This window comes from Paenibacillus sp. PK1-4R, from assembly GCF_030369595.1.
Classification (GTDB): domain Bacteria; phylum Bacillota; class Bacilli; order Paenibacillales; family Paenibacillaceae; genus Paenibacillus.
The window spans coordinates 4,811,285-4,836,912 of the sequence record NZ_CP126535.1 but is presented as its reverse complement, the minus strand read 5'-3'; the positions used below and the strand labels follow the sequence as shown (position 1 = coordinate 4,836,912).

Annotated in this window: 24 protein-coding genes and 1 other RNA gene; 21 read left to right on the top strand and 4 right to left on the bottom strand. The window is 46.2% G+C overall.

Going from position 1 to position 25,628, the window contains the following annotated elements:
* Positions 1–89: 89 nt before the first annotated feature.
* The 6 genes from QNO02_RS21060 (at position 90) to rnpB (ending at position 6,134) form a co-directional block, all read left to right on the top strand.
* Complete coding sequence (locus tag QNO02_RS21060) at positions 90–557, top strand: YaiI/YqxD family protein (protein ID WP_017687254.1); 468 nt, start codon at positions 90–92, stop codon at positions 555–557.
* Between the two features lie 47 nt (positions 558–604).
* Positions 605–2,425 carry a DNA primase gene (gene dnaG, locus QNO02_RS21055; protein ID WP_036615029.1) on the top strand — a complete coding sequence of 607 codons (1,821 nt, stop codon included), beginning with the start codon at positions 605–607 and terminating at the stop codon, positions 2,423–2,425.
* 43 nt (positions 2,426–2,468) lie between these two features.
* A complete protein-coding gene (rpoD, locus tag QNO02_RS21050) occupies positions 2,469–3,608 on the top strand; it encodes an RNA polymerase sigma factor RpoD (RefSeq protein WP_017687256.1) in 1,140 nt (379 codons plus the stop codon).
* Positions 3,609–3,792: 184 nt separating this feature from the next.
* On the top strand, positions 3,793–4,551 hold the full coding sequence (locus QNO02_RS21045; RefSeq protein ID WP_289389886.1) for a tRNA (adenine(22)-N(1))-methyltransferase: 759 nt from the start codon (positions 3,793–3,795) through the stop codon (positions 4,549–4,551).
* Complete coding sequence (locus QNO02_RS21040) at positions 4,527–5,642, top strand: Nif3-like dinuclear metal center hexameric protein (RefSeq protein ID WP_076328102.1); 1,116 nt, start codon at positions 4,527–4,529, stop codon at positions 5,640–5,642. The genes QNO02_RS21045 and QNO02_RS21040 overlap by 25 nt, the downstream gene beginning before the upstream one ends.
* An 82-nt stretch (positions 5,643–5,724) precedes the next feature.
* Positions 5,725–6,134: RNase P RNA component class A (gene rnpB, locus QNO02_RS21035), an RNA gene on the top strand.
* 257 nt (positions 6,135–6,391) lie between these two features.
* On the opposite strand, the gene QNO02_RS21030 is transcribed toward rnpB, so the two are convergent.
* A complete protein-coding gene (locus QNO02_RS21030) occupies positions 6,392–7,621 on the bottom strand; it encodes an aminotransferase-like domain-containing protein (protein WP_036615022.1) in 1,230 nt (409 codons plus the stop codon).
* A 107-nt stretch (positions 7,622–7,728) separates the two neighbouring features.
* Here QNO02_RS21030 and pdxR point away from each other — a divergent pair, with 107 nt between their 5' ends.
* Positions 7,729–9,249 carry a MocR-like pyridoxine biosynthesis transcription factor PdxR gene (gene pdxR / locus QNO02_RS21025; RefSeq protein WP_036615019.1) on the top strand — a complete coding sequence of 507 codons (1,521 nt, stop codon included), beginning with the start codon at positions 7,729–7,731 and terminating at the stop codon, positions 9,247–9,249.
* An 86-nt stretch (positions 9,250–9,335) separates the two neighbouring features.
* Positions 9,336–9,593, top strand: coding sequence for a hypothetical protein (locus QNO02_RS21020; protein ID WP_036615016.1), 258 nt, complete (start codon positions 9,336–9,338; stop codon positions 9,591–9,593).
* A 102-nt stretch (positions 9,594–9,695) separates the two neighbouring features.
* Here the strand turns inward: QNO02_RS21020 and QNO02_RS21015 are convergent, their stop codons facing one another.
* Entirely contained in the window at positions 9,696–11,570 is a 1,875-nt protein-coding gene (locus QNO02_RS21015) for a S8 family peptidase (RefSeq protein ID WP_289389885.1), read from the bottom strand.
* A gap of 283 nt (positions 11,571–11,853) precedes the next feature.
* Between QNO02_RS21015 and QNO02_RS21010 the strand changes: the two genes are divergently transcribed.
* The 6 genes from QNO02_RS21010 to thiI all read left to right on the top strand — a co-directional run bounded on the left by QNO02_RS21010 (position 11,854) and on the right by thiI (position 16,703).
* Positions 11,854–12,360: a YpuI family protein gene (locus QNO02_RS21010; protein WP_062835484.1), complete on the top strand. Its 507-nt coding sequence runs from the start codon at positions 11,854–11,856 to the stop codon at positions 12,358–12,360.
* Positions 12,361–12,525: 165 nt separating this feature from the next.
* Positions 12,526–12,744 carry a DUF1540 domain-containing protein gene (locus QNO02_RS21005; RefSeq protein ID WP_074095869.1) on the top strand — a complete coding sequence of 73 codons (219 nt, stop codon included), beginning with the start codon at positions 12,526–12,528 and terminating at the stop codon, positions 12,742–12,744.
* A gap of 35 nt (positions 12,745–12,779) precedes the next feature.
* Positions 12,780–13,193 carry an MFS transporter gene (locus tag QNO02_RS21000; RefSeq protein WP_091028434.1) on the top strand — a complete coding sequence of 138 codons (414 nt, stop codon included), beginning with the start codon at positions 12,780–12,782 and terminating at the stop codon, positions 13,191–13,193.
* Positions 13,194–13,383: 190 nt separating this feature from the next.
* Positions 13,384–14,136 (top strand): lytic transglycosylase domain-containing protein, encoded by a 753-nt coding sequence (locus QNO02_RS20995; protein ID WP_289389884.1) that lies wholly within the window; start codon positions 13,384–13,386, stop codon positions 14,134–14,136.
* A 171-nt stretch (positions 14,137–14,307) separates the two neighbouring features.
* On the top strand, positions 14,308–15,456 hold the full coding sequence (locus QNO02_RS20990) for a cysteine desulfurase family protein (protein ID WP_289389883.1): 1,149 nt from the start codon (positions 14,308–14,310) through the stop codon (positions 15,454–15,456).
* A gap of 5 nt (positions 15,457–15,461) precedes the next feature.
* The gene (thiI, locus tag QNO02_RS20985; RefSeq protein WP_133386013.1) at positions 15,462–16,703 is read left to right on the top strand and encodes a tRNA uracil 4-sulfurtransferase ThiI; all 1,242 of its coding nucleotides are present in this window, start codon (positions 15,462–15,464) and stop codon (positions 16,701–16,703) included.
* Between the two features lie 122 nt (positions 16,704–16,825).
* Here thiI and QNO02_RS20980 read toward each other — a convergent pair whose 3' ends face one another.
* Complete coding sequence (locus QNO02_RS20980) at positions 16,826–17,536, bottom strand: TerC family protein (RefSeq protein ID WP_133385548.1); 711 nt, start codon at positions 17,534–17,536, stop codon at positions 16,826–16,828.
* 87 nt (positions 17,537–17,623) lie between these two features.
* On the opposite strand from QNO02_RS20980, the gene QNO02_RS20975 reads away from it, so the two are divergent.
* From QNO02_RS20975 to QNO02_RS20950, 6 genes are all read left to right on the top strand, one after another.
* The gene (locus QNO02_RS20975; RefSeq protein ID WP_133385547.1) at positions 17,624–18,283 is read left to right on the top strand and encodes a TerC family protein; all 660 of its coding nucleotides are present in this window, start codon (positions 17,624–17,626) and stop codon (positions 18,281–18,283) included.
* 297 nt (positions 18,284–18,580) lie between these two features.
* A complete protein-coding gene (locus QNO02_RS20970; protein ID WP_289389882.1) occupies positions 18,581–19,075 on the top strand; it encodes a hypothetical protein in 495 nt (164 codons plus the stop codon).
* 176 nt (positions 19,076–19,251) lie between these two features.
* Positions 19,252–21,096 carry a translational GTPase TypA gene (gene typA, locus QNO02_RS20965; RefSeq protein ID WP_091028450.1) on the top strand — a complete coding sequence of 615 codons (1,845 nt, stop codon included), beginning with the start codon at positions 19,252–19,254 and terminating at the stop codon, positions 21,094–21,096.
* Between the two features lie 298 nt (positions 21,097–21,394).
* On the top strand, positions 21,395–21,691 hold the full coding sequence (locus QNO02_RS20960; RefSeq protein WP_036614990.1) for a YlaH-like family protein: 297 nt from the start codon (positions 21,395–21,397) through the stop codon (positions 21,689–21,691).
* Positions 21,692–21,781: 90 nt separating this feature from the next.
* Positions 21,782–22,843 carry an LCP family protein gene (locus QNO02_RS20955; RefSeq protein WP_289389881.1) on the top strand — a complete coding sequence of 354 codons (1,062 nt, stop codon included), beginning with the start codon at positions 21,782–21,784 and terminating at the stop codon, positions 22,841–22,843.
* Positions 22,844–22,941: 98 nt separating this feature from the next.
* Complete coding sequence (locus QNO02_RS20950) at positions 22,942–23,394, top strand: pyridoxamine 5'-phosphate oxidase family protein (RefSeq protein ID WP_289389880.1); 453 nt, start codon at positions 22,942–22,944, stop codon at positions 23,392–23,394.
* Between the two features lie 7 nt (positions 23,395–23,401).
* On the opposite strand, the gene QNO02_RS20945 is transcribed toward QNO02_RS20950, so the two are convergent.
* Positions 23,402–24,097 (bottom strand): YhcN/YlaJ family sporulation lipoprotein, encoded by a 696-nt coding sequence (locus QNO02_RS20945; RefSeq protein ID WP_091028458.1) that lies wholly within the window; start codon positions 24,095–24,097, stop codon positions 23,402–23,404.
* Positions 24,098–24,249: 152 nt separating this feature from the next.
* Here QNO02_RS20945 and QNO02_RS20940 point away from each other — a divergent pair, with 152 nt between their 5' ends.
* Positions 24,250–25,584, top strand: a complete 1,335-nt coding sequence (locus QNO02_RS20940) for a PhoH family protein (protein ID WP_024628438.1) — start codon at positions 24,250–24,252, stop codon at positions 25,582–25,584.
* Positions 25,585–25,628 lie beyond the last annotated feature (44 nt).

Below are 25,628 nucleotides of genomic sequence, written 5' to 3'. Positions count from 1 at the left end.
GATTTCCCTCGTTCCGGCAGAAGGATTTTGCCTGGCCGGGGTCGTATATAACAATATGCAGCTATTTTATGAAACCGGGTGGTCTGGGTTTGAGTGAGTTAAATATACGCCACATTGTTGTGGATGGTGATGCTTGCCCGGTCAAAACCGAGATTGCGCAAACCGCTCGCCTTTTCAACATCCCCGTATTGTTAGTCTCTTCATTTGATCATTTGCTTCAAGGAGGAGAAGGGGTACGAACCGTGCAAGTGGATCGCAGTGATCAGAGCGCAGACCTGTATATTGCTAATCATATTAAGCCATATGATGTGGTTATCACTCAGGACTATGGACTTGCGGCACTTGCGCTTGGCAAACGTTGTTATGTTTTGTCCTTTCGTGGTCGTGAGTTCAACGATCGTGACATTGATTTCATGTTGGATTCTCGTCATACTGCGGCCAAAGCACGAAAAAGAGGCCATTACGGGAAAGGCCCAAAGCCTTTCACAGAGCAGGATCGAGAAATGTTTCAACATAAACTGACAAAACTTTTAAAAGATTTGCAGGAGAATGTGTAAGTTTATCGAATTATATTTACGTGTTGAAGAGATGAAGGTGGCCAGAGATGAGTACCGGACAAGGCGGTATACCCGAAAGTATTATTGAATCGGTGTTACAGCAGAATGATATTGTCGATACGGTGAGCCGATTTGTGCATCTGACCAAACAGGGGAAGTATATGAAAGGCCTCTGTCCTTTTCATTCCGAGAAGACGCCTTCGTTCACCGTTACACCTGAGAAACAAATTTTCTACTGCTACGGTTGCGGCACGGGTGGAAATGCCATCAAATTCAGGATGGAAATCGAAGGGTTATCCTTTCCCGAGGCTGTCAAGACGATGGCAGAAGAAAGTCACATCTCTATGGGGGACTGGCAAGGGCGTGAATCTGCTCATGTGAATCCGGAGACAGAACGTCTGTTGGAGGCTTATGAGCTTACCGCGAAGCTGTATCATTTTTTGTTGAAAAATACAGAGCACGGCAAGTCAGCCATGGAGTATTTACGCTCAAGAGGTTTTGGCGACAAGTTGATTGACCAGTTCCAGATTGGTTTCGCACCAAATCGTTGGGACACACTGGTACAATTTCTTGAGAAACGTAACTATCCACTCGAAGAGATGGAAAAGGGTGGACTTCTGTCACCCCGAAATGAAGGTCAGGGATATGTGGATCGATTCCGAGACCGGATTATGTTCCCGATTAATGGTAGGAGCGGTAAGCCGATTGCATTTGCAGGACGCATATTGGGAGATGGGCAACCGAAGTATCTAAATTCACCGGAAACCCGGTTATTTAACAAAAGCCGTGTTCTCTATAATCTGCATCATGCCAAGAATGCAATTCGCAAACAAAGACAAGCCATTTTGTTCGAGGGATATGGTGATGTCATCTCCGCATGGGACCAGGATATCCAGAATGGTGTAGCGGCAATGGGCACTGCGTTAACCGAGAATCAGGCACTGATGCTCAAAGGGATGTGCGACGAAGTCATCATATGTTATGACGGCGACAGAGCAGGACAGGCTGCTGCACTCAAAAACTTCCCTATTCTTGAGGAAGCTGGATTGCAGGTCAAAGTGGCTCTCATTCCCGAGGGACTTGACCCGGATGATTTTATCCGGAAGCATGGTGGTGAACGGTTCCGAAACCAGATTGTGGACGGTGCCGTGACAACTACAAAATTTAAACTTATAAACTTAAAAAAAAGCCATATACTGCTAGAGGGTGGCGGACAAATCGCCTATTCGAAAGAAGCAGTAAAGTTGATTGCACCCTTACCTTCTCCAACAGAAAGGGAAGTGTATCTTCGTGAACTGGCTGCAGAAGTGGACGTATCGTTCGAAACATTGAAGCAGGAGTGTAATGAAGAACGGGAGGCGATGAAAAATAACCTCCAGTTTGGGGATAATAACCCGAAAAGGTGGAATAATGGTAGGCAACAAAATAGGCAGGTGCCTACACCCAATCTGTTGCCGGCTTATCACGCTGCCGAACGCAAACTGATTGCCTGGATGTTGCAGGATGATGAGGCTGCCCAGTACGTGAATGAGCATCTTGGTGAAGCTTTTAACTTGGATGATCATGCAGCTATTGCTGCTTATCTATATGCCTACTATGCGCAAGGCAAACCGTCGGATACAAGCCGTTTTATGTCTTCACTGCATGACGATCGTCTGGAAAAAACGGTCAGTTCAATCTCGATGATGGATGGTCCAGGTGAATGGAGTATTCAAATGCTCGATGATTGCATCAGGGAAGTGCTGAAGCATCCGCGTAAGAAAGAGTACGATTTGAAAAAAGAAGAAATGATTGCTGCAGAGCGGGCAGGTGATTCTGTACGCGCGGCACAGATTGCAATTGAAATGATTGCCCTAGAGAGACAGTGAACGTCTGATGATTAGATGTTTCTAGGGAGGAGGGAGTCGAATTATGGCGAATGATCAGCATACTGAACTAGAAACAGAATTGACACTGGATCAGGTTAAAGATCAATTGATTGAATCAGGTAAGAAAAGAGCTTCGCTGAATTACAAGGAAATTATAGAGAAACTCTCTCCTTTTGAGCAGGATGCAGAGCAAATGGATGAGTTCTATGAGCAACTGAGCGATCTGGGTATCGATGTAGTGAATGAAAATAATGAAGAGGTTACACTTCGTCCTAGTGAAGATTCCGAGAACAACACCAGAGAGGGAGAGGACGAATTCCACTTTGATGATGATCTGAGCTTGCCGCCAGGTATCAAAATCAATGACCCTGTCCGTATGTACCTCAAGGAAATTGGTCGTGTGCCACTGTTGTCGGCAGATGATGAAGTACAACTGGCTAAACGGATTGAGAACGGGGATGAAGAAGCCAAGCGTCGTCTGGCTGAAGCTAACTTACGACTCGTTGTCAGTATCGCCAAGCGTTACGTTGGACGTGGAATGTTGTTCCTTGATTTGATTCAGGAAGGTAATATGGGTCTGATCAAAGCGGTTGAGAAGTTCGACCACAAAAAAGGATACAAGTTCAGTACGTATGCAACATGGTGGATTCGCCAAGCGATCACTCGTGCTATTGCTGACCAAGCGCGTACCATTCGTATCCCTGTGCACATGGTGGAGACGATTAATAAGCTGATCCGGGTATCCCGTCAGCTGTTGCAAGAACTTGGGCGTGAACCGACACCAGAAGAAATCGCTGCTGAGATGGATCTGAGTGTAGAGAAAGTTCGTGAAATTACGAAGATTGCACAGGAACCGGTTTCTCTGGAAACACCGATTGGTGAGGAAGATGATTCCCATCTGGGTGACTTCATTGAGGATCAGGAAGCACTTGCTCCGGCGGATGCTGCTGCGTATGAGTTGCTGAAAGAACAGCTCGAAGATGTATTGGATACATTGACTGAACGTGAAGAGAACGTGCTTCGTCTACGTTTTGGTCTGGACGATGGACGGACGAGAACGCTGGAGGAAGTCGGCAAGGTATTTGGTGTTACGCGTGAGCGTATTCGTCAGATCGAAGCTAAGGCTCTTCGTAAGTTGCGTCACCCGAGTCGTAGTAAACGACTCAAGGATTTCCTCGAATAATCGAACTATGGGAGACTTTCCGCAAGACGCTTTAGCGGCGGCGGGGTCTCCTTTATTTTTAATTTAAACGTCTTGATTTCTTGGTTTTGGAAATTCATCCTTGAAATGTTTTATTGGATTTTATTTTATCGCTTTTCCTTGTTCAATGCAAATCAATAAATTAAATGAATGGTGTAGGTGCTTCATGAAACTTTCGAATCGATTACAGCGAATACATGATCAAATTCCCGATGGCAGCCGCATGGCTGATATCGGTTCAGACCACGCGTTGCTGCCAGTAGCCGCAATCCGCAGTGGGAAAGCTGCAAGTGCAGTAGCCGGGGAAGTCAATCCTGGCCCTTATGATGCTGCATGCAAACAAGTCAGTGATGCTGGCCTGAAAGAAAAAATCACGGTGCGTCGTGGAGACGGTCTTGATGTGATCTCTGCGGGTGAAGTGGATGTCATCACCATCGCAGGCATGGGCGGTGCCTTGATTGCTTCTATTTTGGACAGAGGTTTATCCAAACTGGAAGGAGTCCAGTTACTTATTTTGCAACCAAATGTGGGTGAGGATATCCTCAGACGCTGGTTACTGGAGCATCACTGGGTGGTTGTAGCAGAACAGTTGCTCGAAGAAGAGGGCAAGATTTATGAGATTATAACGGCGATGCCACAATCTGTAAGCCCGATTGCCAATGTAGAGGTGTATCGTGCACGTCCGCTTCAAGGCGGGACAGAATTGACGGAAGATTTGCTGCTACGGATGGGGCCTTATTTGGTTGATCGACCGACGGATGTATTTTTTTCCAAATGGGAAAGTGAGATCGTCAAACTGCAAGGGGTTGTTAACTCCATCTCCAAATCCGATCAGGATTCTTCCCGGGACAAGGCGGCTGAGGTAGAGCGTCTTATCGCAAACTTGAAGGAGGTTTTGGCATGTTTGCCAAAGGTCAAACTGTAATTCAACTGATGGAGCAACTCGCTCCCAAACATCTGGCTGTACCGGATGACCGCATTGGTCTCCAGCTTGGCAGTTTGCAAAAAGAAATCCGTCACGTGTTAGTAGCTTTGGACGTGACGGATGAGGTGGTGGACGAAGCGATTCGTATCGGTGCCAACCTGATTATCGCTCATCACGCGATCATTTTCCGTCCGGTTAAGTCACTGAGTACAGATACACCTATGGGTAAATTGTATGAAAAGCTGATTAAGCATGATATTGCTGTCTATATCAGTCATACAAACCTGGATGTGGCCGAGGGTGGGATGAATGACTGGATGGCCGATGCACTTGGCATCGAGAGTAAAGAATCGCTGGAAGATGTACACACAGATCATCTGTACAAGCTGGCTGTCTTTGTGCCTCGTACCCATCATGAACAGGTTCTTCAGGCCATTCTGGAAGCCGGAGCGGGGAGTATCGGTCAATACAACAAGTGCAGCTTTAACACGGAAGGTACAGGAACGTTTGTACCTGGTGAAGGGACTCAACCGTTTATCGGTACCCAAGGGCAGATGGAACGTGTGGAAGAAATGCGTATTGAGACCATCGTACCCCAAAGTCTGAGAAGTAAGGTCGTTCAGGCGATGCTTAAGGCTCATCCGTATGAGGAAGTGGCCTATGACCTCTATGCAATGGATTTAAAGGGCCGTACGCTCGGTCTGGGACGCTTGGGACCCCTTAGGGATCCTAAGACATTAGGTGAGCTAGTGGAGGTCGTGAAGACCCAATTCAATGTGCCTCATGTGCGGGTAGTAGGAGATCTGAACAAGCAGATCAAAAAAGCAGCGGTTCTTGGCGGCTCTGGCAGCCGTTACGCGCTGACTGCCCGCTTCAAAGGTGCGGATGTTATTGTGACCGGAGATATTGATTATCACACGGCTCATGATGCGTTAATGGCAGGTATGTGTATCATCGACCCGGGACATAATTCCGAGAAGATTATGAAACCAAAAACAGCGGATTGGCTTCGTTCCCGTTTGGAAGAAAAACGATATGATACGCAAGTTACAGCTTCAGAGGTAAATACGGAAGTATTCCAGTTTATCTAAAAAGATCGTTGCTGTGCAGCTCCCAGTAATATTAAGCTTGTCTGGGAACCTAAATGCCTGTATACTATGTAATGTTGTTCGGAAAGCTTGACAGACAATCGCTGGTGGCCTTTGTTGCCACGAGAGGAAAGTCCGGGCTCCACAGGGCAGGATGCTGGATAACGTCCAGTCAGCGCGAGTTGAAGGATAGTGCCACAGAAATGGACCGCCGATGGCCGGATTTTCCGGCACAGGCAAGGATGGAACCGAGGTGTAAGAGACCCCGAGGAACGCTGGTGACTTCGTTCCTGGTAAACCCCATCTGGAGCAAGACCTAATGGGACACAGCCGCCTCTTCGGAGGAGGCAACCTTAGCCCGAGGTGTGTCTAGGTTGGTCGCTTGAGCTGTGCAGCAATGTATGGCCTAGATAGATGATTGTCGCTTCTGGTGGGAGGGTAGTTCCCGTATGAACCACGAAGAGCACAGAACCCGGCTTACGGTAAGCTTTCCTAACTGCAACAACAACACTATTGCAACACAATGTAGTCCACCTATCAGTCGAGGACAACTCGTATGAATTATCCGATGGCCTGACTGATCAGAAGGACCCATGAACATCTAAAAAAACTTAACTCCTGTTGATAACAGGTTCTATAAAAATAAGGCGGCAGTTCCGATATTCTCGGGCCTGCCGCCTTATTTTTGTTTCTCATATCAAGTTATTAATCTTCATATGCTAATGGAATAGTCAAACGTTTATGACAGTTCATTACAGTGTAACAACACTGTCCGATGTTAAGGAAGCATGCCAACGTTGGATGGCGCGATCCATTCTTTCCACGGCTTCCGGAAGGAGCTCAGGGTCCGTATGAGTAAAGTTGATCCGCATGCGGTTTAACTCTGGTGTACCTGCATAGAAGGAATCACCAGGGACAATGCACACTTTCTCCTGGATTCCATAAGTGAACAGATTGCTTGCAAGCATGCCTTCAGGCAATTGCAGCCACAAGAACATGCCACCTTGAGGTGAATTCCACGAGATACCTTCCCAAGCTTTGGCTGCCATAAGAGTAGTCAGTGTTTTCATGCGTTGTTCGTAATCCTCTGAAATATGGCGGATATGCGCATCCAGATCGAAAGATTCAAGTAGTGCATGAAGCGCTCTTTGGTCAATGCTGCTGGAGTGCAAGTCAGCACCTTGTTTGGCTCGTGCTGCCATTTTGACAATATCGGGGGCAGCCAGTATCCAGCCCGTACGAAGGCCAGGTGCTACCGTTTTGGAGAATGTACTGGTGTAGATAACGTTGGAAGGGCCGTCATAGGATACTGCATCCAGTTCTGCGAGAGCAGGGACATCCAATTGCTCCGGATTAAACCGAATTTCACCATAGGGATCATCTTCCAGAATGAGTACACCATACTTGCGGCACAGATCCACAGCCTGCTGTCTTCTTTCTCGCGACCATACTTTTCCCGTAGGATTGGAGAACGTGGGATTAATATAGACAAGTTTTGGACGATGCAACTGGAGCTGTTCCTCCAGAGATTCAGGCAACATGCCGTGATCATCACAGGCTACGCCGTGAGATTCAGCCTGATAGGAATGAATGACTTGCAGAGCAGCGAGGTAGGTTGGTGATTCAACCAATACGCGGTCACCTGGGTCGAGAAGGATGCGGCAAACCAAGTCAATGGATTGCTGTGAACCCGTAGTGAGAAGCATGTGATCGGGTGAAGCGGGAATGCCCTTGGATTCAAGACGTTCGGCGATTTTGGCGCGAAGAGGACGGTAACCCTCAGTCTCCGCATATTGAAGAGCGGCTGCTCCGCTCATAAATACTTTTTCATATGCAACGCGTATGGCTTCCAGCGGGAATGAAGTCTGGGCTGGTAATCCACCGGCTAGAGAGATCATTCCAGGTGCCTGAGCGGCCTGGAGCATGTCGCGAACGACAGAGGACGGGGTGTTTTGTGCCATTTTGGACCAAGGGATACTCATGTTATTCTCATCTCCTGTTATTCACTGTTATACTGATATTATAAACTATAATAGACGGACTACACTATAACAGTAAAATGAAGATCATAACAGTTGGGGGAGCACATATGCATATTGAATTAAAGCGGGGAAGCAGTACCAAATTGTACGTGCAGATTGCGCTAACGATTGCCGATCGCATCAGATCAGGACTCATTGAACCCGGAACCCGACTTCCTTCTGTTCGCAAAATGACCGCGGATTTGGGTGTCAGCCTGGTCACTGTATCCAAAGCGTATGCTGAACTTGAAGCGATTCAATTGATCACCTGCTCCCAGGGGAAAGGTTGTTATGTGAGAGGTACATTGAACGTGGATCAGATGGAGGATGTGGACCGAACGCAACGAAACAATGCCAACAGTGAATCCAGTACGTCATGGAATTGGCAGATGGCACTGGTGGATTATTTACCGCGAGCCCAGCTCTGGAGACATTTTGATACGTCACCTCAAGTGCGGTATGAACTTCATATGTCAGCGATTCAGCCTGAACTGTTGCCTACACGAGAGATTATCGACAGCGCCTACCGACTCTCCTCTGATCATACAGAGCGTATGGCAGCTTACGGATCTTTTCAGGGGGATCGGGAGCTTAGACAGATCTTGGCCGAACACTTTGCCGAGCGTGGACTACAGGCTGCACCTGAACGCATGTTAATTACAAGTGGTGCTCAGCAGGGGATCGATCTTGTGGCACGAACTTTTGTCGGACCTGGGGATGTTGTATACATGGAGGCACCAAGCTATACCGGAGCCATTGATGTATTTACGAGTAGAGGCGCGAAGATCATTACGGTCCCGATGGATGACGAAGGCATGCGTATTGATCTGTTGACCCGATTATGTGATACCTATCCACCCAAGCTGATCTATACGATCCCGACCTATCACAATCCAACAGGTATCACGATGAGCGCAAGAAGACGAGCACAACTTCTTAATCTCGCGCAAAGTTACCACTGCCTCATTCTGGAGGACGATCCGTTTGCAGATCTTTATTTTCGGGACCCTCCCCCGGCCTCAATTAAATCGATGGATGGGACAGGTCATGTCGTATATATCAAAAGCTTCAGCAAGGTGTTGTCTCCCGGTTGCCGTATAGCCTGCGCCATCGCAGACGGAAGTGTATTGACCCGGCTTGTGGCCGCGAAATCTACGGCGGATCTGGGGAGTCCGCTGCTTACACAAAAGGCACTGCAATCTTTCATTCAGAATCAGTACGGTGCCTATGTATCCCGATTGAGGGATGAATTGTATTCTCGCTTGTGCGCAGCATCTGAAGTGCTGGAAGAGCATGCTACTATGGGCATGCAATGGCGCTTGCCAGAGGGAGGACTCAATCTGTGGCTCCAACTTCCGAGTAACTTGGATATGCGTGAGTTGCATCATCAGTCACTTGCTGCAGGGGTCTCTTTCCTCCCCGGTTCCGCCTGTTATGTAGGGGAGATGGATACACCAAGTCTGCGTATCTGCTTCACTGTAACAAACGTTGAGCTTTTGTGTGAAGGACTTCGTGTACTGTGCCAAGTCATTGACAGAGTAACACCTGGGCAGGGTGGGACAGTGGCGGACAGGCTACCGCTCATATAATTTTTCGGACTATGGACATACATCCAATCCACTTTCGATCTGTTGCAATAGGTTATAGTATCACCAGAAAGGGAGTTGGTTTTGAAATGAACCATTACTGTCCACCGCTTTGCCCGATTGTCTGTGACCCGATCCAGGTTGTTGAGGATTATTACATCCCACAAATCGTGCCTGTAATCCACCCGATTGAAGTGATCAAAAAACATCACTGTGTTCCGATTCATCACCACATGTATCCTGTTGTTGTCAAAGAAGAAGACCCTTGTTATGTATCCAGCCATAATCCGAAGAAAAAATCCGTGAAAAAATCAAGCAAAGCCCGCACAACTTCTCGCAAACGCTAATCGCAGCGGGTGCCCCGGGGAATTGGATATAAACCAAAAAGAGCAGCGTACGCCCCGGGGCGCAGCTGCTTTTGTATTTTTTACAGATTATCCTCATTACGCTTACTGCGTATACTTTTTCATCGTATTATCCATTTGTTGTCTGACATGTTGCGGCCAGAACTGCAAAGGAGCGCTGTTGCCTGATGCGGCTTGCAGTGCCTTATAGACATCGATTTGACCATAGCCGAAATACTTGTCGTGACCCGGATCACCGAGGTCAATAACACTTTGGCGCATCAAATCCATCACTTCCGTGTTGGTCAAGTCCGGGTTCAACGAACGAATCAAACCTGCAAGTGCCGCTACATGAGGGCTGGCCATGGACGTTCCAGACAAGGCCGCATACTGATTGTTTGGATAGGTACTGGCGATACTGGACCCCGGAGCCATCACATCCACATAGTCTCCGTAGTTGGAATAGGAAGCTTTGCTCATATCCGGGTCCGTAGCAGATACGGCAAATACTTCCGGATAAGCAGCAGGGTATCCTGGACGCTCTGTATTATCATTTCCCGTGGCTGCAATCAGGACGATATCCCGGTCAAAAGCGTATTTAATGGCATCATGAAGAAATTGCGCATCAGCATAATTGCCTAGACTCATGTTGATAACTTTGGCTCCATGATCGGCTGCCCAGATGATGCCTTCGGCAACGGCATACGTGGTACCAGAACCTGAGTTGTCGAGTACTTTAACGGGTAGTACCTTGTTATACCAGCTCATGCCTGCTACGCCTTCGTTATTGTTGACAATAGCGCCGATAATGCCTGCAACGTGTGTCCCATGTCCCACATCATCCATAGGTTGGCTTCCGGGCTCGACCACATTATAACCCTCAAGGAGCTTGCCCTTCAGGTCAGGGTGATTCATATCAACCCCCGTATCAACTACTGCTACGATGACATCTTTGTTTCCCTTGGTAATATTCCAACCTCTGTTTGTCTCAATCGCAGGCAGGTTCCACTGATAATCGGAGAACAAAATGTCATTGGGTATCGTTACATCTGTTTGTTCAGTTACAGTATCATTGGTTAAATACATATAGTGGGGCTCCATATAGAGTGGATTCCATTTGCTTTCGAAATAACTATGCAATTGTTTGTAACTCATGTGTTCTGACCGAAAAACATACGTGTATCCCAGCTTGCGCGCAGATTGCGCTCTCAGATCGGATTTAATAATACGCATATCCCGTTCACCGGGATCTTGGCGAAAACGGATGACGATTTCATTTTCATAAAAATGACTGGCATTGGCATTATCATGTCCAGTTTTCACTGTAATTTCGTTAAGCGTATCCGGGTGAACAGACTCAATTTTGAACTTACCCTCACGCGGATAAGGGATCATACGCAGATTTTTGCGCTGATGTTGTTCAACAGCATTTAATACGTTCTGACTGAACAAGGCAATTACAGCTCTTTTGCCATCTTTGGAGGGTTGCCCCATAACAAAATATTTTTCCTTTCCCAAAGGAAAAGAAGAGGATTCAAAACTTTGACGTTTGTTTACCGCTTTTTTGGCAAGATTGAACGAATGTTGAAGCTTCTGTTGTTCCAACTTGCTTCCTTGTGTAGAGGCCTGATCAAAGGGCTTATTAAAAGAGCCATTGGTATTCATGAGATGAATGGATCTGATATGTTCATGTGAACGTTGGAGATCATTCACATATCGGCTAACCTGCGCAGCATTCATTGTGGCGGTTTTCTCCAGCATGATACTGAGATGTTGCTTGGCATCCATACGGGTCAGAAGATCGGTTGCTTTGACATCCTGCACTTTCAGACGCTGCTTACTCGTGTGCTCTTCATGAGCAGAGTCGGACAGGGCACTTGGCTTAGGTTCTGGACGATTGGATGTTGGAAGCAAGAGCGTCAGGGCGAGTGCTCCTGCACCAGCTGCAAGGGCCCAGTTAATCCATTTCGGTCTGGACATGGTGGATGGAACCTCCTTCGTTCATTTTGGACAATCATTAACAGTGCTTCGTCGTTGTCACTGGTTATATCTATCGTTAGAAAAAGCGGATATTTTTATGCAGGCGAGTTCGAGTCTAACTGCGGATAATAGGCATGTTTAACGGCAGAAGCGGAAAGCATGATTAAGGGATACCGCTCGTCATCTTTTTATGGTAGGATTATAGCTGAGAATTCAAAGGTCAGGGGAAAACCACCGTTGGCCGACCTATATGTAAGGACTTATTTAAGGGGGAGCTACCTTTATGTCAGCAGCCAATGTACAGAAAACATGTGAGTCAACTAGGGAAAAGTTAAAACCGGCTATCGATCGGATTGAAAAATTTTTGAATGAGAATGCTTTGCCTGAACTGGATCAGAATCAGACGGAAGAATCAACAGCCTTCTACAAAGGATTTCTTTCAGATCTCCGTCATTTGCTCGTTTTTTCTGAAGTTTCTTACGAAAAACTTGGCGTTGTGCTGCGTCGTGCCAACTTTGATGTCGATTTTGCCGAAAAGGCTCTTTATAATACGTATCATCAATGCGTAAACAGCTTTTTCTATCCCAAAAATGAATGTTATTCCGAAGACGGAAGATACGCTTACACAGGACAAGATGCCATTCGTTTCCGTGACAAGCCAATCCGTGCAGTACGGGATGTCATTCTTGAGGTTTCCAAAACGTACGAAGAATTGCGCGATGATCTGGCATATTATGAAAGTGATTACCTGACTCAGCGCCGTATGCAAAATCAACGGAATCACGCCTAATTAACGTTTAAACCTTAATATGAAATTGGACGAAACCGCCCTTGTGGCGGTTTTTTTGTGTTTTTAGTGAGAATCAGACGAGGTGTGATCATGTCATCATCTGGCATTTTGACGGGGAATATCAGGTTTGTGGCGGGGAGACAATAGTAGTCGAGGTGATAAAAAATGAGCCAAGACAAACCAATTGTCAAATGCAGCGTCTCCAACTGCAACTTTTGGGGAGAAAACAACTTCTGCCACGCTGATGCCATCATGATTGACATTGACCAACATGCCACCCGTCGTCTGCATGAGGAATTTGCCGGTGAGACATTTGACTCCGATCACCATGATCACGCACGCACATCCTCTGCAACATGCTGTCACACGTTCAAACCCAAGTGAGCAGTCATCCCTATTCATAACGGAGGTGCTTCCCAATGAAAAATGATGATAATAAGTTTAATATTGAAGATCGCCCTGAAACCAAGGGTGACGGTGAAAAACAGCGTATGCGCGTCGATTATCCCAGAAAAGCACATCGGGAAGAATATGGGGCAGAGGTCGCTCCTCCGACTGTTGTAAGAACTGGAGGTACCGAACGGGCAGAGCCTGTACCTGAGAAACATGAGGCAGACCGCGTCATGGAATCAACAGGCAAGGTCGCGGGTTACATGGGACTTGCCTTCGGGATCGCGTCTTTGTTCATGTGGTCAATCGTACTTGGACCGGCCGCAGCCGTACTGGGTTACTATGCATATGTGAATGGTCGTAAGACAGCGGGAGCTTGGTCCATTGGACTGGGTATTGTAGCCACGCTGAGTTATTTTTTCATGATTCCATTTGCTCGCTAACGTGTAAAATGGTTCATTCAAAAGCCTTCTGTTCTCACCCAAATGTGGTGAATTACAGAAGGTTTTTTTCGTATATGCGCAGGTTAGGTGGGAAGATTCATATATTTTTTTGAAAACAATGGAACCTTGCTGTAAAACGATGTAGAATAAGGTCATAATACGCTTAATTATACGGGAGTGGGTATAACTCATGCAGATTGATCCAAGCGGATCGCGGCAGTTGTTGGAACTGCAATTATCCAATGTGAATAACCAAACCAGTGGATCACAATCGGATGCTGGTTCAACAGTGGATTTCGCCAATGTGATGGACGGGCTGTTAGGCACGGGTGCCAATTCGACGAGCAATACGGATTCCACCGCTACGGTCTCCAAAAGATCCAGTGATGGTTTGTTGTGGCTGCAACTCGGAAGCACGTACAATCCGGATATAAATACGGCAGGATCGTCCTCTGTCCCCAATAACATCGTTGAGTCTTTATTATCTTCATCCAATACAGGAATCGTGGATTCCGGTGCATCTGTACCTACGGATTATGAATCTTTGATTGCCGAGGCAAGTTCCAAATACGGTGTTCCTGAATCATTGATCAAGGCCGTCATTGACACAGAATCTAATTTTAACCCAAATGTGGTGTCCTCTGCCGGTGCCAAAGGGCTCATGCAATTAATGGATGGCACGGCTGCAGGGCTGGGTGTGAGTAATTCATTTGATCCTGCCCAGAACATTGATGCGGGTACGAAGTATCTTTCCCTTCAGCTCCAGCGTTTCGGTGGAGAAGTGAAGATGGCGCTTGCTGCATATAATGCAGGACCTGGCCGTGTTTCACGTCTGGGTGTGTCGAGTGATAGCGAACTGATGAGTGTACTTAACCGTCTGCCTTCCGAAACTCAGAATTATATCTCCAAGGTGGAGAAGGCACAGTCGAAGTATGTGATCTAAATTCACAGAAAGACATTTGCGATAACAATGATAGGCAAGCCAAGATCAAATGTGGGAGCAGTAGCGCTTGAAACGCCTGTTCCCGGTTGGTCTTTTTGTGTTGTACGGGTATCATGTTACAATGCTCACTGTAGGTTCATGAACGAAGAGATAAGGGAGGTCTAACCTCATTTGAAATATTTTGATTATGCTGCAACCACACCTCCCCATCCGGATGTAATTCGTACGATGGCCGAGATTATGGAAACACAATTCGGTAATCCGTCCTCCATCCATGGGTATGGAGAGCGTGCTCATCAGTTGCTGCGTCGTGCACGATCCGGCTGTGCTGCGGCTATAGGAGTTAAGCCTGAGGAGATTGTATTTACTTCCGGTGCGACCGAGAGCAATAATCTTGCGATAAAAGGTGTGGCATTACGTTATCAGTCACGGGGCAAACACATCATCACTACGGCTACCGAGCATGCCTCGGTGTATGAAAGTTTTATGCAATTGCAGCAGTGGGGATGGGAAGTGACATTACTACCTGTGAATTCCGATGGAGTGGTCAACGCTCAGCAGGTTGTAGACGTGATCAGGCCCGACACGGTGCTCGTGAGTCTGATGCATGTAAATAATGAAACAGGAGCCATCCATCCGATTGCAGAAATCGGCAAACAGCTCAAAAAGAAAGCACCACGAGTGCTTTTCCATGTGGATGGTGTTCAAGGCTTTGGAAAAATGAAGGCTACACCTGTCGCTTGGGGTGCAGATCTGTACAGTCTGTCTGCTCACAAGATTCGTGGACCGAAGGGAGCAGGTCTCCTGTATGTGCGAAGTGGAGTGGAACTTACGCCACTATTGTCAGGAGGATCACAGGAGCAGGGCCTAAGAGCAGGCACAGAAAACGTGGCCTTGCTGGTAGGCATGGCAAAGGCCATGCGGATGGCAGCAGAAGGGCAGGTTGATTTTGCCCGACGTACAACGGTGCTCCGTGATCGACTGATGGAAACGATACGTGCCATTCCTGAATTTGAATTGAACAGTCGCACAGAGGGTGCACCTCATATTGTACACTTCTCCTATCCCGGGATGAAGGCAGAAGTGGCGCTGCACACCTTGGAGCAACTTGGTGTAACCATATCGACCCAATCTGCCTGTTCTTCGCGTTCGGCTGAACCGAGTCGGGCTCTAATTGCGATGGGCAGAGATGCAGCTTGTGCTGGTGGCGGATTGCGTATTAGTCTTGGAGATGAACATACAGAAGAAGATGTAGCCTTGCTTGAACAGGCTTTACATCAGATGGTGGCGCAGTTGCGGCCCCTCGAAAGGCGGATGTAATGGATATGAAATATGATATGCTGCTTCTCCGTTTCGGAGAGTTTATGTTAAAAGGGAAAAATCGTGCCCGATTTGAAAAAACGATCATTACACAGGTGAAAGCTTTGCTTAAACCTTATCCAGGAGCGAGCCTTCGCAAAGAATATGGCCGTGTCTATGTGGATCTTGGCGGTGAATCACATACTGAACTGATTAAGGTGCTGAAGCGGGTATTCGGTGTGATGTCAATTAGTCCAGTTAAAGTTACACCATCAGAGCTTGATGAGATTGTGAAAACAGCAGTTGCGTTTATGGACGAAAGGGAAGACGAATTCAAAGAAGGCACCACATTTAAGGTAAATGTAAGGCGGGTATGGAAGGAGTTCCCGAACTCTTCCCATGAAATGAACCATTTGGTCGGTTCCCCGATCCTTCGGAAGTTCCAGCAATTGAGTGTTGATGTTCGCCAACCTGATATTGAGCTGAGAGTGGAAATTCGGGATCAGGGCACCTATATTTTCAACGAAACCATTCCGGCAGTAGGTGGGTTTCCGCTGGGTACAAATGGCAAAGCGATGGTACTGCTATCAGGTGGGATAGACAGCCCGGTGGCAGCCTGGTCTTCCATGCGCCGTGGACTGGAAGTGGAATGTGTACATTTTTACAGTTACCCGTTCACAAGCCAACGTGCCAAAGAGAAAGTCATTGATTTGGCGCGTGCCCTTGCTGATCATGCAGGAACAATCAAGCTGCATCTGGTTCCATTTACGGAGATCCAAACGGCATTTACCCAGCTGGGTCAGGACAACCTGATTATTACCCTGATGAGACGTTCAATGCTGCGAATTGCCTCCAAACTTGCCGAGCGTGAGCGGGCACTCGCACTGATCACCGGGGATAGCCTGGGCCAAGTAGCGAGTCAGACTCTTCCGAGTATGAATGTCATTGGTCGTGCGACAGATCTGCCACTTTTGCGACCACTGGTTATGATGGATAAACAGGAGATCATAACCCTGTCCAAACAGATCGGAACGTATGACATATCTATTTTGCCATATGAGGATTGCTGTACTCTCTTTGTGCCAAAGTCACCTTCAACCAATCCAAATCTTCGAATTGTGGATAAAATTGAATCAACAATGAGCCATCTGTCAGAATGGGTGGATCAAGCGGTGGAACAAACTGAAACGATCACACTGCACGCGGGTGAAACTTCTGTGGTAACGAATCAGACGGGCGACAATGGCATGAAGGATGACTGGTTCTAAACTCAATAAAAATTAGCATGGCTGACATAATAAGGGCTATGTTAACTGCAAAAAAGGACTGTCCGATGAAATATCGTTCAGTCCTTTGCTGTATTCAGATGAAATTTTTAGTTTGAATTAGCCTACGAATAGGAGCGTTGCTGTTCCCCGCCAGATCCCTTGTGGCTGGAACTGCTGGAGCGTTTGCGATAACCTGCAAAGACTACGCCTGCAATAACGACAACGATGAAGAGAATGCGCAATGCCGGATGTTCAGTAAAGTAAGGCAAGAGTCGCCGTTCCTCAGTGATCATATTAGAAGCCGTATACCCCAAAACAATGGCTCCGACATAGATGATCCAAGGAAAATGATTAATTAGCTTGATAAACAGGGTACTGCCCCAGACGATAATCGGTACACTAATCAGGAGTCCAAGGATGACAAGCACGAGATGCTGCTGCGCTGCTCCAGCAACTGCAATCACGTTATCTAATCCCATGGCTGCATCTGCGATCACGATGGTACGAATAGCGGTCCACAAGGAAGTTCCCGCCTGAACATCATTGTGTTCATCTCCCTGATCCGCCAATAATTTATAGGCAATCCAGATCAGAAGTATGCCTCCCACAAGCAAGAGCCACGGAACTTTAAGCAACCATAAAACAACAACTGTTGCTAAAATTCGAATCAAAAGTGCGCCGCCAGTTCCATATAGAATCGCCTTTTTCTGCACGGAAGGGTGCAAATTTCGAGCTGCGAGACCAATGACGATGGCATTATCCCCAGCCAGAATTAGATCAATAAAGACAACGTTCAGCAAAGCCAGCCAGAATGTGGGACTAAATAGCTCCATGAGATATGTCACTCCTTATATACGGTTCAATCATTAAGAATAGCATGGACAACTCTGACATACAAGTTAATGTGGGGGGATGAGGACATGGATACGCTATGGCTGTTAACTGAAATTTTAATGATCAATCTGGTATTGAGTGGAGATAATGCGGTTGTTATTGCGCTTGCCAGCAAGGATCTTCCACCAATACAACGTAAAAAGGCGGTATGGTGGGGGGCTTTTGGTGCGGTAGTGTTACGCTGCGTATTAACCTTTGTAGCGGTATTATTGCTGGGAATTCCCTTTATCCAAGCAGCAGGTGGGCTGTTGCTACTCTGGATTGCAGTAAAGCTGCTGCTTCAAAATGATGATGAAGTACATATTCGAGAAGTTTCTACGACCTGGAAAGCCATTCAAACCATTCTGATTGCCGATTTTGTAATGAGTCTGGATAACGTTTTGGCCATAGCGGCTTTGGCAGATGGAGATTTGGCTTTAATTGTCATTGGTATTGCAATCAGTATCCCCATCGTCGTATGGGGGAGCGGGTTAATTGTTGGTTTGTTGAAGCGATTTCCGATTCTTGTATTCGCCGGAGCAGGCATCTTAGCCTTCACAGCAGGTGAGATGGTGATGAAAGACCCCAAGTTAGGAGAATGGCTGGGAGGTATGGCATCAGAGGTGCATACGCTGCTACCCGTAGCAATGGCTTGTCTTGTGGTTGCGATTGGAGGCGCACATAAATTTGTGCGGAAGAACGCATAGTTTAATTTTGGATAAAAGCTTGAACATATGACCGTCTGAACCGTCGGGTTTAGGCGGTTTTGTGTTGAGAGAATACGCTTGTAAATACAACAACCATTGGGCTGGTCATAAGTTGCACATTTTAGGGTAATACAGGTAAAGGACACACGCAGAGTGCGACATAAAGTATAGTTTTTTGCCGAAACATCGGATACACTAGAAGCAGGATTACAGGTTTGAAAATCAACAGTCAGCATGGAATGCGTATCGTTTATGAAGAAATAAAGTACATAGCCATAGTATAAGAGGTGATTGCAGATGAGGATGAGAAATGAAAAAGCGATTGGACTATTTATTGTAGCTGCGGGAATGATTATTCTGCTTGGCAAGTTTGGCGTGTTTGGATTTATTGGTCGCAATTTCTGGCCTTTGCTGATCCTGCTGCCAGGCATCGCCCTTCATGCGTTATATTATGCGCGCATTTCACCATCATGGTCACTCGTTCCTGCCGGCATACTAACGGTGTATGGTGTTTTATTCAGTATTACGAATACATGGGGCGCTGGACTTATGAGCAGGCTGTGGCCAGCATTCTTGCTTGGGATCGCCATAGGGCTACTCGAATATGGAATGGCTGAACGGCGAAGACCGGAATATGTGTTACCTGCAGCTTTGATCCTTGGTGCGGTGTCCATCCTATTATTCGGATTTACCTTGCTGCAAACGGGAATAATCTATGTACTTGCTGTCCTTTTGATCTTGGCCGGAGTCTGGTTATTGCTTGGGCGAGGACGTCAAGGGAGAGGCTGGTAACATTCCCAGTGGTCTTTTCGTGCGAAATATCTTGATTTTTACCTATAATAAACTATAATATAAGGGATATAGACATGCGTCGGGATATCACCGACGCTTATTTTGTGAGTAACCTGCGAAATTGCGGGAAGTTTAGTAGATAAGAATTGAAATTGGAAAGGATATGGATACAAACCATGCATTCAAGAGAACACATTCGCAATATTGCGATTATTGCCCACGTCGACCACGGGAAAACTACGCTCGTCGACAAGTTGCTCCAGCAATCCGGTACTTTCCGTGATCACGAAACGGTACAGGAGCGCGCAATGGACTCCAACGATTTGGAGCGTGAACGCGGTATTACGATTTTGGCCAAAAACACGGCTATAACTTATAAAGATTACCTGATTAACATTGTGGATACACCAGGACACGCCGACTTCGGTGGTGAAGTGGAACGTATCATGAAAATGGTTGACGGCGTATTGCTCGTTGTTGATGCATATGAAGGCTGTATGCCACAAACGAAGTTTGTGCTTCGTAAAGCTCTGGAGCATAACCTGACACCAATCGTTGTTGTTAACAAAATTGACCGTCCAGCGGCTCGCCCCACTGAGGTTATTGATGAAGTATTGGACCTGTTCATTGAACTGGGTGCCAACGATCAACAACTTGAATTCCCTGTTGTATATGCTTCCGCATTGAACGGAACATCCAGCATGGATAATGATCCTGCAAAACAGGATGACAACATGATGGCGATTTACAATACCATCGTTAGTCATATCCCACACCCTACCGAAAATGTTGAAGAACCACTTCAATTCCTCGTTACTTTGATGGACTACAATGAATACCTTGGCCGTATTGCCATTGGTCGTGTTAACCGCGGTGTGATCCGTCAAGGACAATCGGTAACGGTTATTATGCGTGATGGTAAGAGCAAAACTGCACGTATCGAGAAACTGTTCGGTTTCCAGGGTCTCAAACGTATTGAGACGGAAGAAGCAGGAGCAGGCGACATCGTTGCCATTGCAGGAATCAAGGACATCAACATTGGTGAAACCATCGCTGATCCAAATAATCCAGAAGCACTTCCAGTTTTGAAAATTGATGAGCCTACACTGCAAATGACGTTCCTCGTGAACAACAGTCCATTCGCAGGTCGTGAAGGTAAATGGGTAACTTCCCGTAAACTTCGTGAGCGTTTGTTAAAAGAATTGGAAACAGACGTTTCCCTTCGTGTTGACGAAACGGATAGCCCGGATGCATTTGTCGTTTCCGGACGTGGTGAGCTTCACTTAGGTATCCTGATTGAGAATATGCGTCGTGAAGGATATGAGCTTCAAGTATCCAAACCAGAAGTTATCGTTAAAGAAGTAGACGGTAAGAAAATGGAACCTCTTGAGCGCTTGTTGATTGATATCCCTGAAGAAAGCATGGGTTCCGTAATGGAGAGCCTGGGCGCACGTAAAGCAGAGATGGTTAACATGGTCAACACAGGTAGTGGTCAAGTTCGTCTGGAGTTCCTAATTCCAGCACGTGGTTTGATCGGATATAGCACCAACTTCCTGACATTGACTCGTGGTTACGGTGTAATGAACCATGCATTTGACAGCTACGCTCCAGTAGTATCCGGTCAAGTGGGTGGACGTCACCAAGGCGTGCTGATCTCCACTGAAACGGGTACATCTACGTTCTACGGAATGATGGGCGTTGAGGATCGCGGTACGCTCTTCTTGGAGCCAGGTACTGAGATCTACGAAGGTATGATTGTTGGTGAACATACACGTGACAATGATATCGTTGTTAACATCTGCAAAGAAAAACAACTGACTAACGTTCGTTCTTCCGGTAAAGATGATACGGTTAAAATTAAAACTCCGATTATCTTCTCTTTGGAACAGGCGCTTGAATATCTGAATGAAGATGAATATTGTGAAATTACACCAAAATCTATTCGTCTTCGTAAGAAAATCCTGAACAAATCCGAGCGTGAACGTGCAGAAAAACAACGCAAAATGGCTTCGAAAGCCTAATAACAACAAAATAATATATATAAGTTAGCATTTGATGGAACACAGAAGTTAACGATGTTACGCACAGTGGAAGTAGTGAAGGGATCGGAATCGATTCTGCAGAAGCGAAGCGTTCGCCTTTATCCCCGGATTTTACCATTGAAAAATGGATCAAAAAAATCTGGGGATAACAGCGATCAAAAGAACGATCCGATACCGGAACGGTCACCTCCGATGTGTGTTTTATTCAGAGTTATCGAAAGGGTTTCACAATAGTTAACTTATATCCTAGCATGAACACGAAAGGAGCTGGCTGTGCATGCAAGCATGGTTCGCATCACACCCGATCGTAGCCTACATCGTCATCTTTGTATTGATTACTTACGTATATAACAAGGTGTTTCGGGTACGTCAGAAATTGCCACTTGGTAAGGAAATCGTTCTCTATATTTTGATGGCGATGGGCACATTCATGCTTCTTATTTTTCAGATTGACAAGCTGCCCATCATTCAATGTTTGTTGGTCGCGGTTGGTTTGATGTTGTTAGTGAGAGTGCGTTATTTTATTGAAGGTCGTCAAAAGAAAAAAGCGGAAGCTGCCGCTCGAAACTCATAAATCCTGTCTTGTACAGACCATCCGTTTTCCTTAGGGAAAGCGGTTGTCTTTTATTTAGACAAAAACAGATGTGATAAAGGTGTTGAAGATATGAACTCAAATTCGAACGGACTGCCTCCACGGAGACAGGCACCAACGCAATCCGGTGCTTCTGGATCGAAGAATGGCAAGGGCAAGCAGCCTAAGAAGAAAAAGAGAATGAATGCTTTTGGCAGAATCCTTTTAAGTCTATTGGTTATTGCCATTGTGGTAGGCGGTGGATATGCGTACTGGGTATACAATCAAGTCGTGGATACAGGTATCGATAAACCGGTACCTCCCGGGATGTCAGCCACAACCAAACCGATCACGATGCTGTTATTAGGCACAGATAACCGTCCTGAAACTGGCACATATCTCTCGGATGTTGTTATGGTGGCTTCGTTGAATCCGGAGACCAAGACGGCAACCATTGTATCTTTGCCTCGAGACACGCGTATTCAATTGGATGGGTACAAATCCAACAAGCTGAATTCCTATTATCCAAGATTCAAAGCACAGGAAAAAACCACTGGCAAAAATGCAGAGGATCAGATGAAAGAAATGATGGGCAAGTATTTGGATGTAGATATTAATTATACAACCGTCCTGAATTTTCAGGCATTCCGTGATGCTGTCAATGCCGTGGGTGGCGTGGATGTGACTGTGGATAAAAATATGTGTTATAGAGATACAGCCGATGGTACAGATATCAATCTGGTCGCAGGCGCGCAACATCTCGATGGTAAAGCAGCACTAGATTTTGTTCGTTACCGCAAATCCAATTGTAATCCAAAGACTGATGAATCCAATGACTTTGATCGTAACAAACGTCAAAACCAAGTGCTGAACTCCATGCTGGATCAGATGAAATCTCTTGGGGGCATTACAAAGATCAGCAAAGTAATTGGTGCAGTTGACAAGAACATGACGACAGATGTGGAATCGGAACAAATGAAAAACTTTATCTCGACGTATTGGAACATTTCGACCTCGGATGTGCATTATACTCCGGTTACCGGAGAGTGGAGAAGTCCATATGTGTATATTAATGAGACGGAACTCGCCAATGCCAAGCAGGCTTTACAAGATACTCTTTCAGGTAAAGTAATGGCTTCACCTTCAGGCGAATAACCTTCATTCTTTTGGGATTGGAAGCACGTTAATCGGTATGCTATAATAACATAAACCAAGTACAAGAATTGCATAAAGAAGGTTAGGGGGCTGGTTGAATGTCCGAAGCCGTCACACAATTAACTGAATCTCTTTTACAGCAATTCAAGAATGAGACCTTTGTGCTTCTGAGCACAGTGGATGTAGAATCCGGAGGTCCGACTTCAACTGCCATCTCCTGGATTTATGCGGAGAATGCTTCTACTTTTCGTGTAGCGATCGATCATCGTTCACGTTTAGTGAATAACATGATTACTAATCCGCTCATTACGGTGACTGTCTTTGGAGAAGAGACGGTGTACGCAGTGAACGGACGTGCTGCGGTACGACAAGATCCGCTGCAGGACGTTCCATTTAATATGTGCTGTTTCGACATTACAATTGAAGCGGTGAGGAATGCTCTGTTTTACGGCGCTCAATTGTCCTCTGTGCCTCAATACGTCAAAATATATGATCAGCGTGCCGCTGAGAAATTAGATGAGCAGGTTTTTGCTGCCATGAAAAAAGCCTAGTGAGAGATCACTGGGCTTTTTGTTGTCTTTTGTCAGATGAATGCAGCTGCTGCATTTGTTGTTTTTGATTCACGTTTTCATCCGGATTTTGACGGACTTTGACGTCTTTCGGGAGTTGAGGGATAATTCGTCCCACCATGTCAGCAAGTTCTGAAGCAAAACCGGAGATGGGGTGCCCTTGACGAATATGTTCACCGATTTCTTTAATTCGTTCAGTGACATCTGCATCAGCAGTAACGATGGAATCTACACCTTCGGGGTCTTTGCGAAGTGCCTCGGCAACAGCGTACTTAATGGTACCAACCCGAGCACGTTCCAGTTCACCATCAACATCGATGCCAACTACGGCTGTATTACCGAGTATGACGCAGTTCGCATCTTCAACACCTTCCACTTGCTTGGCAAGGGCTTTAAGGTGATTGATTCGTTTTTCATTGGGCATCCGGCCACTCTGTGCATCATCCGCAATGTTGGTATCATGGACTTCACCTGTATTCTCATTGAGGCGGTCCAAACGTGAAGGATTCATCCGATCTTCCTGTGCATTGAGCATGTGAGATCCTTTCCCTTGATCTTGCTGAGTTGTTACATTTCCTCCGTAACCTTTCGCATGTGACCCTTGATTCGGCGAAGCGCTGCGTGTGGAACTGTTGCAACCTGTAAGTATAAAGATCAGAAGCAGCGTGCAAACCCATATTTTCATAAATGTTCATCCTTTCTCGGAGTTTTTCAGAATGGTTGACAATTATTTTGCCCTAGTCGAATACATTTATGTATGGGATCATGATTGTCCATGCCGCTGCTGAAAGATCACACTATCCATGCCTTTAACGACGCCGCTTTGGAGGGGATTGAATGAAAAAGATTTTTGTATTGGATACCAACGTGCTTCTGCATGACCCCAATGCCATATTTGCCTTTGAGGAACATGAGGTAATCATTCCCGCGGTTGTACTGGAGGAGATCGACTCCAAAAAAAGAAATGCCGATGAAATTGGGCGTAATGCCCGTAATGTATCCAGACTGTTAGACGGATTACGTGAGCTGGGTCACTTGCACAGTGGGGTACCTTTGGCTAATGGAGGTAACCTGAAAGTAGAGCTGAATCATCGGAGTTTCGTGAAAGTTCAGGAAATGTTTGGTGAAGTGTCCAACGATAATCGCATTTTGGCTGTCGCACTGAATTATCAGATTGAGGAGAATGAAAAGGAAGTAGTCGAACGTCAGGTCGTGCTTGTCAGTAAAGATGTACTTGTGCGTATCAAAGCGGATGTACTTGGTCTGTTCACACAGGATTACTTATCAGATCGGACGGCAGGACTCAGTGAGTTATATCCAGGTTATACGGCCCTAAAAGTTCATCCGTCAGTGATTGATGAGTTTTACACATATCGTTTTTTACCAATCAAACCGTTACAATTGTCTTATTCGTTGTATCCGAATGAATTTGTCATTCTCAAGGATGAGATGGGAACCAATAAATCGGCTTTGCTTAAAGTGAACACAGAGGGAACCAAGCTGGAGCCGCTTTTCCTCAGTAATGACAATGTCTGGGGCATTAGCGCACGTAACGCACAACAACGCATGGCACTCGAACTGCTTTTGAATGATGACATCCCGCTTGTTACCATCACCGGTAAAGCTGGAACAGGGAAAACCTTGCTTGCACTTGCAGCAGGTCTGCTTAAGGTAGAGGATGATCATAAATACAAAAAACTGTTGATCGCTCGCCCTGTTGTTCCCATGGGGAAAGATATCGGTTACTTGCCTGGTGAGAAGGAAGAAAAACTTCGTCCATGGATGCAGCCGATTTATGATAATCTGGAGTTTTTGTTTGACACCAAAAAAGCTGGAGATATCGATAAAATTCTAATGGGGCTTGGCAGTATTCAGGTGGAGGCTTTAACGTATATTCGTGGAAGATCGATACCTGGACAGTTTATCATAATTGATGAAGCCCAGAATCTCTCCCGCCATGAAGTGAAGACCATTGTATCAAGGGTCGGTGAAGGCAGTAAGATTATTTTGATGGGAGACCCTGAGCAGATAGACCATCCGTATCTTGATTCTGCCAGTAACGGCCTGACGTATATCGTGGAACGGTTCAAGCAAGAGGGAATCAGCGGACACATCATGCTCGAAAAAGGAGAACGGTCCAAGCTGGCACAGCTTGCAGCTGATTTATTGTAAAATTAAGGGGATTTATTTCCCGGAAAATGTTGTTATTGAAGCCG